16 protein-coding genes are annotated in these 16,843 nt (G+C 61.7%); 13 read left to right on the top strand and 3 right to left on the bottom strand.

Annotated features, from left to right (window positions below):
* Positions 1–36 precede the first annotated feature (36 nt).
* Together bioA and BN1115_RS10170 are read left to right on the top strand one after the other, a co-directional pair.
* Positions 37–1,311, top strand: coding sequence for an adenosylmethionine--8-amino-7-oxononanoate transaminase (bioA, locus tag BN1115_RS10175; RefSeq protein ID WP_042657068.1), 1,275 nt, complete (start codon positions 37–39; stop codon positions 1,309–1,311).
* A gap of 176 nt (positions 1,312–1,487) precedes the next feature.
* The gene (locus BN1115_RS10170; RefSeq protein ID WP_042062542.1) at positions 1,488–2,300 is read left to right on the top strand and encodes a HAMP domain-containing protein; all 813 of its coding nucleotides are present in this window, start codon (positions 1,488–1,490) and stop codon (positions 2,298–2,300) included.
* 9 nt (positions 2,301–2,309) lie between these two features.
* Here BN1115_RS10170 and BN1115_RS10165 read toward each other — a convergent pair whose 3' ends face one another.
* Positions 2,310–2,660, bottom strand: coding sequence for a hypothetical protein (locus BN1115_RS10165; RefSeq protein WP_042657067.1), 351 nt, complete (start codon positions 2,658–2,660; stop codon positions 2,310–2,312).
* Positions 2,661–2,853: 193 nt separating this feature from the next.
* On the opposite strand from BN1115_RS10165, the gene asnS reads away from it, so the two are divergent.
* The 4 genes from asnS to BN1115_RS10145 all read left to right on the top strand — a co-directional run bounded on the left by asnS (position 2,854) and on the right by BN1115_RS10145 (position 7,638).
* The gene (gene asnS, locus BN1115_RS10160) at positions 2,854–4,254 is read left to right on the top strand and encodes an asparagine--tRNA ligase (protein ID WP_042657066.1); all 1,401 of its coding nucleotides are present in this window, start codon (positions 2,854–2,856) and stop codon (positions 4,252–4,254) included.
* Between the two features lie 110 nt (positions 4,255–4,364).
* Positions 4,365–5,117, top strand: a complete 753-nt coding sequence (locus BN1115_RS10155) for a substrate-binding periplasmic protein (RefSeq protein WP_042657065.1) — start codon at positions 4,365–4,367, stop codon at positions 5,115–5,117.
* Between the two features lie 377 nt (positions 5,118–5,494).
* Entirely contained in the window at positions 5,495–6,838 is a 1,344-nt protein-coding gene (locus BN1115_RS10150; protein WP_042657064.1) for an anaerobic C4-dicarboxylate transporter, read from the top strand.
* Between the two features lie 143 nt (positions 6,839–6,981).
* Positions 6,982–7,638: a Dph6-related ATP pyrophosphatase gene (locus BN1115_RS10145; RefSeq protein WP_042657063.1), complete on the top strand. Its 657-nt coding sequence runs from the start codon at positions 6,982–6,984 to the stop codon at positions 7,636–7,638.
* A 142-nt stretch (positions 7,639–7,780) separates the two neighbouring features.
* Here BN1115_RS10145 and BN1115_RS10140 read toward each other — a convergent pair whose 3' ends face one another.
* Together BN1115_RS10140 and dcuC are read right to left on the bottom strand one after the other, a co-directional pair.
* Positions 7,781–8,920, bottom strand: coding sequence for a M20 family metallopeptidase (locus tag BN1115_RS10140; protein ID WP_042657062.1), 1,140 nt, complete (start codon positions 8,918–8,920; stop codon positions 7,781–7,783).
* A gap of 134 nt (positions 8,921–9,054) precedes the next feature.
* The gene (dcuC, locus tag BN1115_RS10135; RefSeq protein ID WP_042657061.1) at positions 9,055–10,431 is read right to left on the bottom strand and encodes a C4-dicarboxylate transporter DcuC; all 1,377 of its coding nucleotides are present in this window, start codon (positions 10,429–10,431) and stop codon (positions 9,055–9,057) included.
* A 285-nt stretch (positions 10,432–10,716) separates the two neighbouring features.
* Between dcuC and BN1115_RS10130 the strand changes: the two genes are divergently transcribed.
* The 7 genes from BN1115_RS10130 (at position 10,717) to BN1115_RS10105 (ending at position 16,829) form a co-directional block, all read left to right on the top strand.
* Positions 10,717–11,031 (top strand): hypothetical protein, encoded by a 315-nt coding sequence (locus BN1115_RS10130; protein ID WP_005337929.1) that lies wholly within the window; start codon positions 10,717–10,719, stop codon positions 11,029–11,031.
* Between the two features lie 317 nt (positions 11,032–11,348).
* Positions 11,349–11,699 (top strand): ArsC family reductase, encoded by a 351-nt coding sequence (locus BN1115_RS10125; protein WP_042657060.1) that lies wholly within the window; start codon positions 11,349–11,351, stop codon positions 11,697–11,699.
* A 19-nt stretch (positions 11,700–11,718) separates the two neighbouring features.
* A complete protein-coding gene (dapE, locus tag BN1115_RS10120; RefSeq protein WP_042657059.1) occupies positions 11,719–12,846 on the top strand; it encodes a succinyl-diaminopimelate desuccinylase in 1,128 nt (375 codons plus the stop codon).
* The gene (locus BN1115_RS10115; RefSeq protein WP_042657058.1) at positions 12,843–13,532 is read left to right on the top strand and encodes a M15 family metallopeptidase; all 690 of its coding nucleotides are present in this window, start codon (positions 12,843–12,845) and stop codon (positions 13,530–13,532) included. Before dapE ends, BN1115_RS10115 begins: the two co-directional genes overlap by 4 nt.
* Positions 13,529–13,675, top strand: a complete 147-nt coding sequence (locus tag BN1115_RS22235) for a hypothetical protein (protein WP_005337933.1) — start codon at positions 13,529–13,531, stop codon at positions 13,673–13,675. The genes BN1115_RS10115 and BN1115_RS22235 overlap by 4 nt, the downstream gene beginning before the upstream one ends.
* Positions 13,676–13,954: 279 nt before the next feature.
* Complete coding sequence (locus BN1115_RS10110; RefSeq protein ID WP_042657057.1) at positions 13,955–15,682, top strand: potassium/proton antiporter; 1,728 nt, start codon at positions 13,955–13,957, stop codon at positions 15,680–15,682.
* 43 nt (positions 15,683–15,725) lie between these two features.
* Positions 15,726–16,829: a beta-N-acetylglucosaminidase domain-containing protein gene (locus BN1115_RS10105; protein WP_042657056.1), complete on the top strand. Its 1,104-nt coding sequence runs from the start codon at positions 15,726–15,728 to the stop codon at positions 16,827–16,829.
* The last annotated feature ends 14 nt before the right edge of the window (positions 16,830–16,843 follow it).

Below are 16,843 nucleotides of genomic sequence, written 5' to 3'. Positions count from 1 at the left end.
CCGACCAGATCAAACCAATTGACAACAGAACAACAAATGACCAATCAAGAATTCGACCTGCACCACATCTGGCACCCCTATACCTCCCTCACTCACCCCCTGCCCTGCTATGAAGTGGCCAGCGCCAAGGGCGTGACCCTCACCCTCAGCGACGGCCGCGAACTGGTGGATGGCATGAGCTCCTGGTGGGCTTGCGTGCACGGTTATCAGGTGCCGGAACTGGATGCTGCCGCCACCGCCCAGCTCGGCAAGATGTCCCACGTGATGTTTGGCGGCCTGACCCACGCTCCGGCGGTCGAGCTCTGTCGCAAGCTGGTGGAGATCACCCCGGCAGGTCTGGATCGGGTGTTTCTGGCCGATTCCGGCTCGGTGGCAGTGGAAGTGGCGCTCAAGATGGCCCAGCAGTACTGGCACAGCAAAGGGACGCCCAGAGCCAAGTTCCTCACCCTGCGCGGCGGCTATCACGGCGATACCTTTGGCGCCATGAGCGTCTGCGATCCGGACGGCGGTATGCATGAGCTCTACCAGGGATTCCTGCCAGAGCACTACTTCGCCCCGGCCCCCAGCTGCCGCTTCCACGCCGAGTGGGACGAGCAGTGCGTGGTAGAGCTGGCAACGCTGGTGGCCGATCATCACGAAGAGATCGCCGCCATCGTGCTGGAGCCCATCGTGCAAGGGGCTGGCGGCATGCGCTTCTATCACCCCCGCTACCTGCAGTGGGTGCGCGCCCTGTGCGACGAGTTCGGTGTGCTGCTGATTGCCGACGAGATTGCCACCGGCTTTGGCCGCACCGGCCAGCTGTTTGCCTGCGACTGGGCGGGGATCAGCCCCGACATCCTGTGTCTGGGCAAGGCGCTTACCGGCGGCTATCTCACCCTCTCGGCGACCCTGACCACCGAGCATGTCGCCCGCACCATCTGCGACGGCAAGGCGGGGGTCTTTATGCACGGCCCTACTTTTATGGGTAATCCCCTCGCCTGCGCGGTGGCCAACGCCTCCATCGATCTGCTGCTGGCCTCACCGTGGCAGGAGCGGGTGCGCGCCATCGAGCATCAGTTGCGTACCGAGCTGGTGCAGCTGACCCTGCACCCGGCGGTCGCCGATGTGCGGGTACTCGGCGCCATCGGGGTGGTGGAGATGAAAGAGCGAGTCGATGTGGCGCGCATCCAGCGCAAGTTTGTCGAACTGGGCGCCTGGATCCGCCCGTTTGGCAAGCTGGTCTACCTGATGCCTCCCTTCGTCATCACCCCGGAAGAACTGCGTGTATTGACCGGCGCCATCAGTCAGGCCATCGCCGAGAGCGAGTTTTAAGGCAAGCGACGGGCGGCCATCGCAGCCGCCCGTTTGACTATCCGCATTTGATATATAAAGAGGGCGACTTTATCCCCGTCACTGCAGTTTCACTTGCCGTAATGTGAGCAAAACACCAGACCTGAGGCGCCAAGAGGGGTAAACTGCTGCGGTTTTACCATCAAGAAAGACTGCCCATGCGCCTCTCCATTGCTGCCAAAATCAACTTTTTCCTGCTCTTCATCTTCTCCATGGTACTGGTCTTCTCCGCCGCCTATCAGGCGGTGCGCGAGCGCGATCTCATCCTGACCCTCATCAAGGAGCAGAGCCGCGAGCAGACCGAAGCCTACTTCGACGGCCTCAACATGCTGATGCTGACCGGCAAGATGGATGCCCGCGATACCCTGCGCGGCAAGTTTCTCGATCACGCCCATGTGGAAGATGCCCGCATCGTCCGTGGCGAGGCGGTGAGCAAACAGTACGGGCCGGGCCGGGAGAGCGAACAGAGCAAGGATGAATATGATCAGCTGGCACTGGCCGGTAAAGGGAGTCTGGAGGTGGTGCACGACGGCATGCACAGCCGTCTGGTGGTCACCCGACCGCTGCTGGCCAAGAAGGATTTTCGCGGCACCGACTGCACCAGCTGCCATCTGGTGCCGGAGAATACCGTGCTCGGCGCGGTGCGCTTTGACTACTCCCTCGACTCGCTGTTTACCCGGGTCGAGCAGAATATCCTCACCTCGGCGCTCATTCTCACCGGCATCTTCGGGCTGGGACTGCTGCTGACCCTCTGGGTCATCCGCACCTGGATCGTGCGGCCTCTCAACCAGTTGACCCGCTCCATGGAAGAGGCGACCGATTTGCACGACTTCGGCCACCGGCTGGAGGGGGATGACGGAGACGAGATTGGCCGGGTGGCCGTGGCCTACAACCAGATGCTCGACAGCGTGGAGCGCCAGCTCGGCAAGCGCCCCAAGGCCAGCAGGCAGGAGCCGGATCAGCCCCGTTGAGGCGGGCGATTAGCCGACGTAATAGAAGAGCAATCCGGCGATCAGCACCAGCAACAGGATCGCCAGATTGACATGCAGGGCGTCATCGCGACGGCGGCTGCGCTTGCGCTCCAGCAGCAAGACCGCCAGCGTCAGACCGCAGCAGCCCCAGAGCCCGTACACCAGCCAGGGGGTGAGCGCCGGGTCCCAATAGTCGCGCACCTTGATCCCGCCGTAGACCAGAAAACCGTAGGCAATCTCCGGGCGGGCATAGTGATAGAGCGAGAGCAGCACGATAAAGCCGCTCCAGCAGAGCAGCACCAGCACCCGCAACACCCGTGTCAGCCAATCTGGCCCCTGCCGCCTCTCTTTCACTCGCATCTCCTGTCCCGAGGGAACCCTGCTTGGGTGAACCATGCTGAAAACCCCACCAGAGTCCGACATTTTTGCTTGTTTATCAAACCCGCGCGGGTAAGATTGTCGGCTTAGTCTGCCATGGTGGGCCATCTGTGCCCGGGTCAGACCCCTAGTGTTGCAAATAGCGCTGCAAGAACAAGCTGGAGACAATATTTCGATGACGCACGCATCCGTAGTAGATGTGCTGGCCGGTAAGTATCCGGTTGGCACCACCCAAACAGTAAAAGGGTGGATCCGGACTCGCCGTGATTCCAAGGCGGGGATCTCATTTTTGGCCGTATCCGATGGCTCCTGTTTCCATCCGGTACAGGCGGTTGTTCCCAATACCCTGGCCAATTACGAGAATGAAGTGCTGCGTCTGACCACTGCCTGCTCCGTGGAAGTGACCGGCGTGGTTGCCGCCTCCCAGGGCAGCGGCCAGGCTTTCGAACTGCAAGCGACCGAGGTCAAGGTCGTGGGCTGGGTCGAAGATCCGGACACCTACCCGATGGCCGCCAAGCGCCACAGCATCGAATACCTGCGTGAACAGGCCCACCTGCGCCCGCGCACCAACATTGTTGGCGCCGTGACCCGCGTTCGTCACTGCCTGGCGCAAGCCATCCACCGCTTCTTCCACGAAGAGGGTTTCCTCTGGGTTGCGACTCCGCTCATCACCGCCTCTGACACCGAAGGTGCCGGCGAGATGTTCCGCGTCTCCACCCTGGATCTGGAAAACCTGCCACGCACCGATGCCGGCAAGGTGGACTACAACGAAGATTTCTTTGGCAAAGAGGCCTTCCTGACCGTATCCGGCCAGCTGAACGCCGAAACCTATGCCTGCGCCCTCTCCAAGGTCTACACCTTCGGCCCGACCTTCCGCGCCGAGAATTCCAACACCAGCCGTCACCTGGCCGAGTTCTGGATGGTTGAGCCGGAAGTGGCCTTCAACGATCTGGCCGCCAACGCCGCACTGGCCGAAGCCATGCTGAAGTATGTCTTCAACGCCGTGCTGACCGAGCGTCGCGACGATCTGGAGTTCTTCGCCCAGCACGTGGACAAGGATGCCATCGACCGTCTGGAGCGTTTCGTCTCCTCCGACTTCGCCCAGATCGACTACACCGCTGCCATCGAAGTGCTGAAGAACTGCGGCAAGAAGTTCGAGTTCCCGGTCTCCTGGGGTATCGACCTCTCCTCCGAGCACGAGCGCTATCTGGCCGAGGAGCACTTCAAGTCTCCGGTGGTGGTGAAGAACTACCCGAAAGATATCAAGGCCTTCTACATGCGCCTCAACGACGACGGCAAGACCGTTGCCGCCATGGACGTACTGGCACCGGGCATCGGCGAGATCATCGGTGGTTCCCAGCGTGAAGAGCGTCTGGAGGTACTGGATGCCCGCCTGGCCGAGATGGGCCTGAACAAGGAAGATTACTGGTGGTATCGCGACCTGCGTCGCTACGGTACCGTGCCGCACTCCGGCTTCGGTCTGGGCTTCGAGCGTCTGGTGGTCTATGTGACCGGCATGGGCAACGTCCGCGACGTGATCCCGTTCCCGCGTACACCGCGTACCGCCGAGTTCTGATCAGCGGCATCTTGCCACTGCATTGCAAAAGCCGACCTGTGGGTCGGCTTTTTTATTGTCACCGTTATGGGTGATACTCAGAACCAATCGGCACAAGGAACTGGTCGCCCATGGGATATCGCCTGCTGCTCTCGCTATTGCTGTTCTGCATGCCTGTTCCACTGTGGGCCAAGCCCGTTCGGCTGGCCACGCTGGAGTGGCCCCCCTACACCAGCCAGAGCCTGCCCGATGGCGGCCTCACCGGTCACATCGTCAAGCGCGCCTTTGCCGAGGCGGGACTGGAAGTGGAGTTCGACTTCTACCCCTGGCAACGGGCGGTGCGGCTGGCGGCCGATCCGGCCGAGCCCTACAGCGGCTATTTTCCCGAGTACCTCTCCGACACCCTGCCCACCCTGTGGCGCAGATCCCCCAGCGTGGGCGACAGCGTGCTTGGCATGGCGCAGCGGGCCGGGGCGCCTATCCTCTGGCAGCAGCTCGAGGATCTCGCCCCCTACCGGATCGGCGTGGTGGAGGGGTACGTCAATACCCGAGAGTTCGATACCCTGATGGTGAACAAGCGCCTTAATACGTTTGCCGTCGATGAAGACCTGCTCAATCTGCGCAAACTGCAGCGCAACCGGCTCGATCTGGCAGTCATCGACCGGGATGTCTTTCATTGGCTGATCAATCACGATCGCCAACTGCAAGTGGCCGGATTGCAGTTTCACCCGCGGATCCTCGAGCACAAGAGCCTGCATATCATGTTTCACCCCGACCAGCAGGCACTGCAACAACGGGTGGCACAGGCCATTGCAAGACTCGATATTGTGCAGCTGAGCGAGGATTATCAGCGCCGCTATCTGCAGTCACCGCCTGCCCCCTGACAATCAGACTCACAGAACCCCCAACTTGGCGGGAAATATCATCCGAACCCTCGCTTTTAGCACCTATTCTCCGGTGATCCAGACCTTTTCTGACGCCTCCCTTGCAGCCTTTTTTCCCGTCATGACGCCCTCTGTGGCGACCTGACGGGTGAGTCCAGAGTGATACCATACCCGTGAAGAAGTGATGCTTTTATCAGCACGTGGTTTTTAAGTGGTTTAATCTAAAATTCATCGAGTTATTGAAGTAACTCAATTTTTTCACTTTTGCAGGGGAGCAGAATAGCAACTAACCCTTTTGGGCTAAATAAAACAGACAACGACAATTCATGGTTCAGGCTACCCGCGGCAATATGGGTTGAATCACACGAGGTAACGGAATGATCTTGATGGAATTTTTAGTGGTACTCGGCTGCTTGCTGCTGGGTACCCGCTTTGGGGGCATGGGACTCGGTCTCATCAGTGGTATCGGTCTCTTCCTGCTGACCTTCGTCTTCGGCCTGGTGCCGGGCGAACCGCCGGTGCAGGTGATGCTGACCATTCTGGCGGTGATCGGCTGTGCCGCCACCCTGCAGACTGCCGGTGGCCTCAACCTGATGATGCAAGTGGCCGAGCGTCTGCTGCGCCGTCACCCGCAATACATCACTATCCTGGCGCCGCTGACGACCTGGACCCTCACCTTCCTGTGCGGTACCGGCCACGTGGTCTACACCATGTTCCCCATCATCGCTGACATCGCGCTGCAGAAGAACATCCGTCCCGAGCGTCCGATGGCCGTGGCATCCGTTGCCTCCCAGATGGCGATCTGTGCCTCCCCGGTCTCCGTTGCCGTGGTCTCCATGGTCTCCATTCTGGCTGCCGGTCACGGCATCGGTCAGGCTTACGGCCTGCTCGACATCCTGATGGTCGCCATCCCCTCCTCACTGACCGGTGTGGCCATGGCGGCCCTGTGGAGCCTGCGTCGCGGCAAGGATCTGGACAAGGACGAAGAGTTCCAGGCCAAGATCAAGGATCCGGAGCAACGCGCCTTCATCTACGGCGGCGGTGAAACCCTGCTCAACACCAAGTTCCCGAAAGAGGCCTACTGGTCTACCTGGATCTTCTTCGCCGCCATCGCCGCCGTGGTATTGCTCGGTGCCAACGAAGGTCTGCGTCCGGTGTTCACCATCAAGGACAAGACCGGCCCGCTCTCCATGAACCTGGTGATCCAGATGATGATGCTGATCGCCGGTGCCATCATCCTGATGCGCTGCAAGGTCAAGCCGGGTGATATCTCCAACGGCGCCGTCTTCAAGGCTGGCATGGTCGCCATCTTCTCCGTGTTCGGGGTTGCATGGATGAGTGAGACCTTCTTCCAGGCCCACATGCCGCTGCTCAAAGAGACCCTGGCCCACGTAGTACAGGCCCAGCCCTGGACCTACGCCCTGGTCCTGTTCCTTATCTCCAAGCTGGTGAACAGCCAGGCCGCCGCCCTGACCGCCATCGCCCCCATGGGTCTGGCACTGGGCGTTGAGCCGAAACTGCTGATCGCCTTCCTGCCGGCCAGCTACGGCTACTTCGTGCTGCCGACCTACCCGAGCGATCTGGCCTGTATCGGTTTCGACCGCTCCGGCACCACCCGCATCGGCAAGTTCATCATCAACCACAGCTTCATCATTCCGGGGCTGATCGGGGTGAGCAGCGCCAGTGCCGTGGGTTATCTGCTGACCACCATTTTGCTGTAATCGCAGCGGCGTTTATCACGTCACCGCTCAACGGGCCCCATCGCGGGCCCGTTGCTTTTTTGCGCTCCGATTGACCCATCCGCTTTACCTGCGCCCCCGCCGCTGGGTAGCATGCCCCCTCGTTCACCACCGGAATCTCATCCATGTCTCGCGTCATCCTGCTCTGGAGCGGTGGCAAAGATGCCATGCTGGCGCTCTGTCATGCCCGCGCTGCGGGCCATCAGGTGGTGGCACTGGCCACCTTTGCCCCGCCAGCGCCTCGCTTTCTCGCTCATCCCCTGCTGCTGGTGCGCCGTCAGGCGGCGGCCCTCGGGCTGCCCCATCTGCTGGTCACCATAGAAGCGCCATTCGAGCAGAGTTATGAGACGGCGCTGAGCCGCTTGCAGCAGGAGTGGATTCTGGATGGGGTGGTGACCGGCGATATCGACAGCGTGGGGGGCGCACCAAACTGGATCCGCGAACGCTGCCGCCCGCTCGGGCTCACCGTCCATACCCCGCTCTGGCAGCAATCTCGTCAAACCTTGCTGGCGGATATGCTGGCCCGCGGCATCGTCGCCCACCTCTCCTGCGTCGATACCCGGGTGCTGGCCCCCGAGTGGACTGGACGCACGCTCAATGCCGACACCCTCGCCGAATTGCAGCAACTGGCCGAGCGTGAAGGATTTGATGCCTGCGGCGAGCAGGGGGAATACCACACAATGGTGACTGACGGCCCGGGTTTTGCCGCCCCGCTGCGCCTCGATGGCTGGCAGGTGGCGCGGCAGGATCATCTGGCCTATCTGGCCAAGCCGCAGGGGTAATAACGGCGCCAAACTATCTGGCCCGCTCACTCAGTGCGCGCAAAATCGAGATAAAAAAACGGGAGGCAACAGTCTCCCGTTTGGGCTTTAGCGGGCCAATTTTGAGCGGACCAATAGCGACCAGAACAAGGGATAAACCGGCTTATTTCGCCAGCTTGCCCAGCACCCGCTGCAACAGGCGGATGCGCGGCTCGATGCTGCCCAGCAGCAGAAACTCCGCCTCCGAGTGGAAGCCGCCCCCCATGGGGCCGAAGCCATCCAGCGACGGTACGCCCGCGGCGGCGGTAAAGTTGGCATCCGAGCCGCCACCGGCCTCCAGCCAGTTGAAGGGGATCCCCTCCTCCTTGGCTGCTGCCTCTACCAGCGTCATCAGCGCCTCGGTATCGCCACTCGGGCGCATCGCTGGCTTGAAGGTCTGGCGATCCACCTCGACCCGACAGCCCGCAAGGAAGGGGTTGTTGGCCATAAAGGTGAGCCGGTCGTGCACCGCAGCGGCCTCTTCGTTGCTCCAGAAGCGCAGGTCCACGATCGCCTCGGCAAAGTCCGGCACCACGTTAACGCCGGTGCCGCCCTGTACCACGCCGACGTTCATGGTGGTGCCCGTGGTCATGTTGACCTGCTCGTTGATGGCCAGCACCCAGTGCGCCAGCTCGGTGATGGCAGAGACCCCTTCGGTCAGCGCCGAACCGGCATGGGACGCCTTGCCGTGGAAGGTGATGCGGTACTTGGCATTGCCCTTGCGAGCACTTATGAGATCCCCGTTGGGGCGCGCCGCTTCAGCTACCAGCACGCAGCCACTCTGCTTGGCTCGCTCGACCAGCCAATTCTTCGACCAGGGGGAGCCAATCTCTTCGTCGCAGTTGTAGCAGACCAGCACCTTGAGCTTGGCCAGCTGCGCCGGATCCATCTCTTTGAGGGCATACCAGATAGAGAGCAGGCCGCTCTTCATGTCCGACACGCCGGGGCCAAAGGCTTGATTGCCTTCGATTTTCAGCGGGCGCTTGGCCGCCGTCCCCTCGGGGAAGACGGTATCCATGTGGCCGCACAGCATCACGTCGTAGTGATCGGCGCCCGGCGCATTGGTGATCTCGAGACAGGGGCCGCACTCGGCGGCGAACTGGTGACGGGTCACCTGCCAGCCGATGGCCTCATATTTCTCGGTCATGATGTCGGCCACCCGAGCCACCCCGGCCGGGGTGCGGGTGCCGCAATCGAGATTGATCAGCGGGGCCAGATCGGCCAGATAGCTCTCGAGGGAAAACGGGCTCTTTACAACTGTCATTATCTTCTCCATGCAACAATCAGCGTTGATGGCCAATCGTCAATTGCAACAATGCGACACAGTGAGAAAAAGGCGGGCAGCCATGCCACCCGCCCGACCGCTAAATTCCAAACACCACTACATAACTCATATCACTACATGAACAGCAGATAGTTGAGGGTCAACGCCGTCACCAGTGCCCCCGCCATCGGCACGCTGGTGCGCTTGACCACAGTGAAGGGCGATACCTTGGCAATCCCCGCACAGGCGATCAGCACCGCCGCAATGGGGGAGATGGTGCGGCCAATGCTGGAGGCCAGCTGCATCGGCAGCAGCATGGTCACCGCAGGCACGCCAAACTTGGCCGCCACCGCCGGTGCCAGGGTCGAGAAGCTGAGGAACGCCGCGTTGCCGGAGCCCATGATGACCGCCGCCACCATGATCAGCGCCACCATCACCAGCGTCATCAGACCGCTGCCGATACCGGCATTGCTGGCAGAGTGCAGCAGGGTATCGATGGCGCCGATGGCTTTCAGCGATTCGGCAAACAGCTCGGCACAGACGATCAGCGCCACTACCGGGCCAAACACCTTGCCCATGCCATCGAGGAAGCTGGAGAGCCCCGCCATGGCTGTGCGCACCGAGCGGCTACGCAGCAGCTCGCACAGCATGCCGATAAAGACCGACAGCAGCATGGCTACCTCCACGCTCATCTTGATATCGCTCACCAGCAGCTTGGAGAAGGTCATCATCAACACGAAGGGGATGACGGGCAGCAGGGCATACCAGGTGGGCGCCTGCACGCTCTCGGCGCCCTGCTCGTCCAGCTCGGCGTGATCGCCGCGATGCTGGGCCGGATCCCAGCCATCCTTGCTATCGCAGTGACGCTGCCAGAAGAAGTGCAGCACCATGGTCACCAGCAGCATGGGGGCCACCAACCAGATCTGGTAGTCGACAAAATAGCTGGTCGGATCCATGCCGGATTGACCGGCGGAGAAGATGGCGTTGGTCTGGGTCGGGCCAATCTCGAACGCCTGGGAGGTAGCGATGACGCCGCAGGCGGAGGCCGGACTGATGCCGAGGTTGCGCATCACCGGATACATGGTGACCATCAACAGCAGGCCGAGACCGGTGGCGGAGGTGACGAATAGGGAGACAAATACCGCCACCAGATAACAGATGGAGAGCATCAGGTAGCTGGACTGGATGCCCGCCACCGGTTTGACCGCCACCCGCACCAGCGCCTGGGAGGCCCCGATATGGGACATGTAGGTGGCAAAGCCCGCGACCGCCATGATGGTGAGGCCGAGCCCCGCCGCGCGGTAGGAGAAGATCCCCTTGAACACTTCGAACAGGTCGAACAGGGCGAAGCCGGTGCTCTTGTCAGCGGGGAGAATGGGGTGCAGCCCCAGCCAGTAGGCCACCGCAAAAATGGCCATGCCCGCCAGCGCCAGCACCGCCTGCGGGTTGTAATCCTTGATAATGCCGTAGACCACGGCAACCAGTACGAGCAAGACGAATAGCAGTTCCAATATTCACTCCTGATAAATTTATCGAAGAGCGAAATCTAGTGTTCTGACCACAGTTTGCCTTTGATCCCTATCAAGAAAGGTGCCGTCATCGGGATTCATCAGCATAATATGTCGGTCATGTAACAAATTTTCGTTATTTCAACTGCAGGAAAACCTTTGTCCGCCCTTATCGGGGAATTGTGTGACGTGACTCCCCTCTTTTTTGCGTTGGATCAACATATGACGGCGCCGAAGTGGCGAAGATGCGCTTCGACATATAGCGACCATTTCGCGCCGGAGAGAGTTATGACAAGCCAAGCCACCGCAGGTGCTTCGACCTGCGACTACAAGCTGTGGGACATCCTCGTCGAGTCTGCAAAGGAACGCACTACCATTCGTTACTCCAAACTGGCCAAGCAGGCCGGGCTGGAGCAGTGCCAGGATGAACTGCGCACCCTGCTGCAACGCATCCGCATGTACTGCACTGAAAACAACCTGCCGATCCTCTCCGCCATCGTGGTGGACGACGTGGGCAAATACACAGGCCTCTCTTCCAGCCTGCCTGATGCCCCCTGGGAACGGGCCCGGGTCTTTGACCATGAGTGGACCACCCTGCACTGATTGACGTGCTTGAAGATGCCGACCAAAACGCGCCCGCTGGCGCGTTTTGGCTATCTGGCGTTTACCCCCGTCTCTTTTTTTCCGCAATAACCGCTTTTCTCCCGCAATAACCGCGCCATTGGGCACTCCCGCTACAGTGCTCCTGACCTTGAGCTCAAAAGCGCCGTTCAGGTGCGACCAGTCACGAGAATCCCCTCACTCCAGACCATCGGCGTTGCCATGAGATCGCCACAATGCCAGAATCAGGCCCTTGCACTGTATTGATTCGGATTTTCGGGACGCGGCCCACGGCAGCGCCCACAAGAGAAGGACTCCCCATGGCCATCACCCTCTATGGCATCAAGAACTGCGACACCATCAAGAAAGCCCGCAAGTGGCTGGATGAGGCCGGTATCGACTACCGCTTTCACGACCACCGCGCCGACGGCCTGAACCCGGACGATCTGGACTGCTGGCTGGCACAACTCGGCTGGGAAGCCCTGCTCAACAGCCGCGGCACCACCTTCCGCGCACTGCCGGATGAGGCCAAACAGGGGCTCGACACCGCCAAGGCGCGTACCCTGCTGCTGGAGCACCCGGCCATGATCAAGCGCCCGCTGCTGGATCGTGACGGCGAGCTGACCCTGGGCTTCAAGGCCGATCACTACCAATCCCTCTTCTCCCGTTAAGGACAACTAAGGACAACTGATGTCGGATGTCATCGCACTGGCCAAGGATCTGATCCGCCGCCCCTCCGTTACCCCCCTCGATGAAGGGTGCCAGACCCTGATGGCGGAGCGCCTCGCCAGGATCGGGTTCGTTATCGAGCCCATGGTGTTTGAAGACACCACCAACCTCTGGGCCCGCCGTGGCAGCGAGGGGCCGCTGTTCTGCTTCGCCGGACACACCGACGTGGTGCCCGCCGGGCCGCTGGACAAATGGCACACCCCGCCGTTCGAGCCGACCATCAAGGATGGCGTACTCTACGGCCGTGGCGCCGCCGATATGAAGGGCTCGCTGGCGTCCATGGTGGTGGCGGTCGAGCGTTTCGTGGCCGAGCATCCGGATCACGCAGGGTCCATCGCCTTCCTTATCACCTCAGATGAGGAGGGGCCCTTTATCAATGGCACCACCCGGGTGATCGACACCCTGGAGGCCCGCAACGAGAAGATCCGCTGGTGCATCGTCGGCGAGCCCTCCTCTACCGCCGTGGTGGGGGATGTGGTGAAGAACGGCCGCCGCGGCTCCATCACCGGCGATCTACTGGTGCGCGGGGTGCAGGGGCATGTGGCCTATCCCCATCTGGCGGACAACCCCATTCACAACGCCGCGCCAGCGTTGGCTGAGCTCGCCGCCACCGTGTGGGATGAGGGTAACGCCTACTTCCCCCCCACCAGCTTCCAGATCGCCAACATTTCGGCGGGCACTGGCGCCTCCAACGTCATTCCGGGCGAGTTGCAGGTGCAGTTCAACTTCCGCTTCAGCACCCAACTGACCGACATGGATATCCGCGAGCGGGTCGAAGCGCTGCTGGATAAACATGGCCTTGATTATCAGCTGAGCTGGACCCTCTCAGGCCAACCCTTCCTCACCGATACCGGCGCGCTGCTCGATGCGGCCGTGGCGGCCATCGAGGCAGTGAACGGTCAGCGACCGGCCCTGCTCACTACCGGCGGCACCTCCGACGGGCGCTTTATCGCCCCCACCGGCGCCGAGGTGATTGAGCTTGGCCCCGTCAACGCCACCATCCACAAGGTCAACGAGTGCGTGAAAGCGGATGATCTGGATCTGCTGGCAGACATGTACCAAGGGGTGCTCGAGAGATTGCTGGCATGACACAGGAACAACTGCTGGGGCTCGACGAGAGCCACCTTATTGTGGTGGGGCGCGGTCCCCATCGTCTGACCGCCGCCACCGCGGCGGCCTTCAACGACATGCAGGTGGCGGCTGCCTATGAGGGGTTCAACCTGCAGGCGGCCTCCAGCTGGCGCAGCTTCGAACGCCAACTCGCCATCTGGAATGGCAAGTGGCGCGGCGAACGGCCACTGCTCGATGCCCACAGCCAGCCCATCGATGCCCTGCAACTAAGCGAGGTGGAGCGGCTGCACGCCATCCTGCGCTGGAGTGCCCTGCCCGGCACCAGCCGTCACCACTGGGGGACCGATCTCGATATCTACGACCCGGACTGTTTGCCCGCCGATACCAAACTGGCACTGGAGCCGTGGGAGTATGAAGCCGGGGGCTGGTTTGCAGATCTCAGCGAGTGGCTCAGCGACCATATGAGCGACTTCGGCTTCTTCCTCCCTTATGCCAAGCCGGTCGGGGCACAGAGCGGGGTCGCCTACGAGCCCTGGCATATCAGCTTCTCGCTGGAGTCCGACGAGCAGCGGCTCGATCCCGCGGCACTGGCGCTTTGCCTGCAACAGGCGGATATTGAAGGCAAGTCGACCATATTGGCCAACCTTGATGAAATTTTGGCCCGTTATGTCACCACCTGTCCTGACGAAAGGAAAATCCCATGAATCTCTGGCTGTGGATAGGGTTGCCGCTGCTGTTCCTGCTCGGGCTGTTTCTCAATGCCATCAAAGACATGAAACGGCTGGAGAAGCAGTTGCCCAACTACAAGGACAAGATCCGCGAAGTGAAGGATGACGAGGACGACTGAATCCCGCCCCCATCCCGTGGGGAGCGCCCTTGTGCTCCCCTCTCCCTCTGCTGTGCCGTTTCGCTTTTCCCCGCCCTCTCCTCCCTGCGCATCCTGAAATCGACGCTCCTTTGACTCCGCTTTCGTTAACCCCGTCACTGTCAGAATATGGCGCGGGCATGCTGAAAAAGGGATGAAAAATGTAAGAAAGTGCAAATTGATGCACAAATAAGCCACACAAGGGGGGCCTAACTGCATATAATGTGCCTACTTTGCACATTACCAGGAAGGAGTTCGCCCTTGGATGCCGCTACCATCAACAGTTTCTTTTTTGTCGCTGCCCTGTTGGTGGGAGCCAGCGTACTGTTGAGCGCCCTCTCTTCCCGCCTCGGTATTCCCATTCTGGTTATCTTCCTCGCCGTCGGCATGCTAGCCGGTGAGGATGGCCCCGGCGGCATCCACTTCGCTGACTACTCCATCGCCTATCTGGTGGGCAACCTGGCGCTCGCCATCATTCTGCTCGACGGCGGCATGCGCACCCGGGTCTCCTCGTTCCGGGTCGCGCTCTGGCCTGCGCTATCGCTCGCCACGGTCGGGGTGGCCATCACCACCGGCCTGACGGGGCTCGCCGCTGCCTGGTTGTTTGACCTCAACCTGATGCAGGGGATGCTGATCGGCGCCATCGTCGGCTCCACCGATGCGGCGGCGGTCTTCTCCCTGCTTGGTGGGCGCAGCCTCAACGAGCGGGTGAGCGCCACTCTGGAGATAGAGTCAGGCAGCAACGACCCCATGGCGGTCTTTCTCACCGTCACCCTGATCGAGGTGCTCGCCACCGCCCAGCAAGGGCTGGATGGGGGCTTCCTGCTGCTGCAACTGGTCAAGCAGTTTGGCCTTGGCGCCGGGATCGGCCTTGGCGGCGGCTGGCTGCTGTGGCGCCTCATCAACAGCGCCCGCCTGGCGCCGGGGCTCTATCCGCTGCTCACCGTCAGCGGCGGCCTGCTGATCTTCGCCCTCACCACGGCGGTCGGTGGCAGCGGCATTCTCGCCATCTACCTCACCGGTCTGTTGCTCGGCAACCTCTCCCTGCGCAGCCGCAGCACCACATTGTCGGTGCTGGATGGCCTGACCTGGCTCAGCCAAATCGGCATGTTTCTGGTGCTGGGGCTGCTCGCCTCACCCCACAAACTGCTGCCCATCGCCCTGCCCGCGCTGGCGCTGGCGATGTGGATGATCCTGTTTGCCCGCCCGGTGTCGGTCTGGATCGGGCTGCTGCCATTCAAGAACTTCGCCCCCCGCGAGCGCTGGTTTATCTCCTGGGTTGGCCTGCGCGGCGCGGTGCCCATCATTCTGGCAGTGTTCCCCATGATGGCGGGGCTACCCAACGCCCAGCTCTACTTCAACGTCGCCTTCTTCGTGGTGCTGGTCTCGCTGATTTTGCAGGGCAGCTCGCTGCCGCTGGCATCAAAACTGGCGCGGGTGGAGGTACCGGCCCCGCCGTCGCCCATCAACCGCTCCGGGCTCGAGATCGATCTCGACAGCCAGTGGGAGACCTTCGTCTACCAGCTGGGAGAGGAGAAGTGGTGCATCGGCTCGCCACTGCGGGATCTGCAGATGCCCACCGGCACCCGGATCTGCGCCCTGTTTCGCGGCCGCGAGCTGCTGCACCCCTCGGGCAGTACCTGTCTGCAGGCCGATGACATCCTCTGTGTGATTGGTCACGAGCGCGACCTACCCGCCCTCGGTCAGCTGTTCAGTCAGGCGCCGGAGCAAGATCTCGGCCCCCGCTTCTTCGGCGACTTCCTGCTGGAAGCGGCGGCGCAGCTGGTGGATCTCGCCCCTCTCTACGGGCTGGATGTGAGCGAGGTGGCGGATCAGACACTGGGCGATTTTATTGCCAGCCAGTTGGGCGATAATCTGGTGGTCGGTGACAACATCGAATGGCAGGGCCTGATCTGGACCGTGGCCGAAATGGACGAGAGCGTGCCGAGCAAGATCGGGGTGCGCTTTCAGGAAGAGGACCCGGTCTGACCGACCGTCCCGTATCAAGTCCCCAGCAAGAAGGGAGAGTGTTATGCCATATCAAAGTTTGCTGTCCGGCCCCCTGCCCCCCGCAGCCAATCTGGGGGTGATTGAAGGTTTTTTTGGCAAGGGATGGAGCTGGCAGGCCCGCGCCCGCTACGCCCAGTGGCTGCCGCGCCACGGTTACGGCTTCTATATCTACGCCCCGAAAGAGGATGGCTATCTGCGTAAGCACTGGGCCCTCCCCTGGCCCGAGCAGCAACTGGCCGATCTCGCCGAGCTGGCGCGCCAGTGCCGCGCCAACGGGCTCGCCTTCGGGGTGGGCCTAAGCCCCATGGGGGCCCATCACGACTACGATCGCAAGCGCCCGGCGCTGCTTGAAAAAGTGCGCCTGATCGACGAGGTGCTCCAGCCCGATATTCTGGCGGTACTGTTTGACGACATGAAGGGGGATACCCCGGATCTGGCGCACCATCAGCTCACCATCGCCCACGATATCGCGGCTCACAGCAAGGCCAAACGGCTCATCTTCTGCCCCAGCTACTACTCGACCGATCCGGTGCTGGAGAAGGTGTTCGGTGCCATGCCCCCCCGCTATCTGGAAGAGCTTGGCGAGCAGCTCGACCACCGCTTCGAGATCTTCTGGACCGGCCCCAAGGTCTGCTCGACCGAGTATCCGGCTGCGCACCTCAAGCAGGTGACCGAACTGCTCGGCCGCAAGCCCTTCCTGTGGGACAACTACCCGGTCAACGATGGCAGCAAGGCGAGCAGCTACCTCCATCTGCGCGCCTTCGAGAACCGCCCCGCCGAGCTGGCGGAGCTGGTCTCGGGCCACGCGGTCAACCCGATGAAGCAGGCGGCGCTGTCGACCCTGCCGCTCGCCACCCTGCCGATGAGCTACCGGCTAGGCAAGCAGTATGACCCCGACAAGGCGCTGCACGCCTCCCTCAACGCCACCTGTGGCCCGCAGATCTCGGCAATGATAGAGGCCGACTTGCCACTGTTTCAGGACATCGGGCTGGCTCAGCTCACCCCCGAGCAGATTGCCGCCCTCAAGGTGCGCTACCTGCCGTTTCGGGATCAAGCCTGCGTCGACGAGATAGTGCGCTGGCTGGACGGGGAGTATGTGTTCGACCCCGACTGTCTGACCGATTAAACCGCCCCCGCAGG

The organism is Aeromonas allosaccharophila (assembly GCF_000819685.1).
Lineage (GTDB): Bacteria > Pseudomonadota > Gammaproteobacteria > Enterobacterales > Aeromonadaceae > Aeromonas > Aeromonas allosaccharophila.
This window is presented reverse-complemented; position numbering and strand designations above follow the sequence as displayed.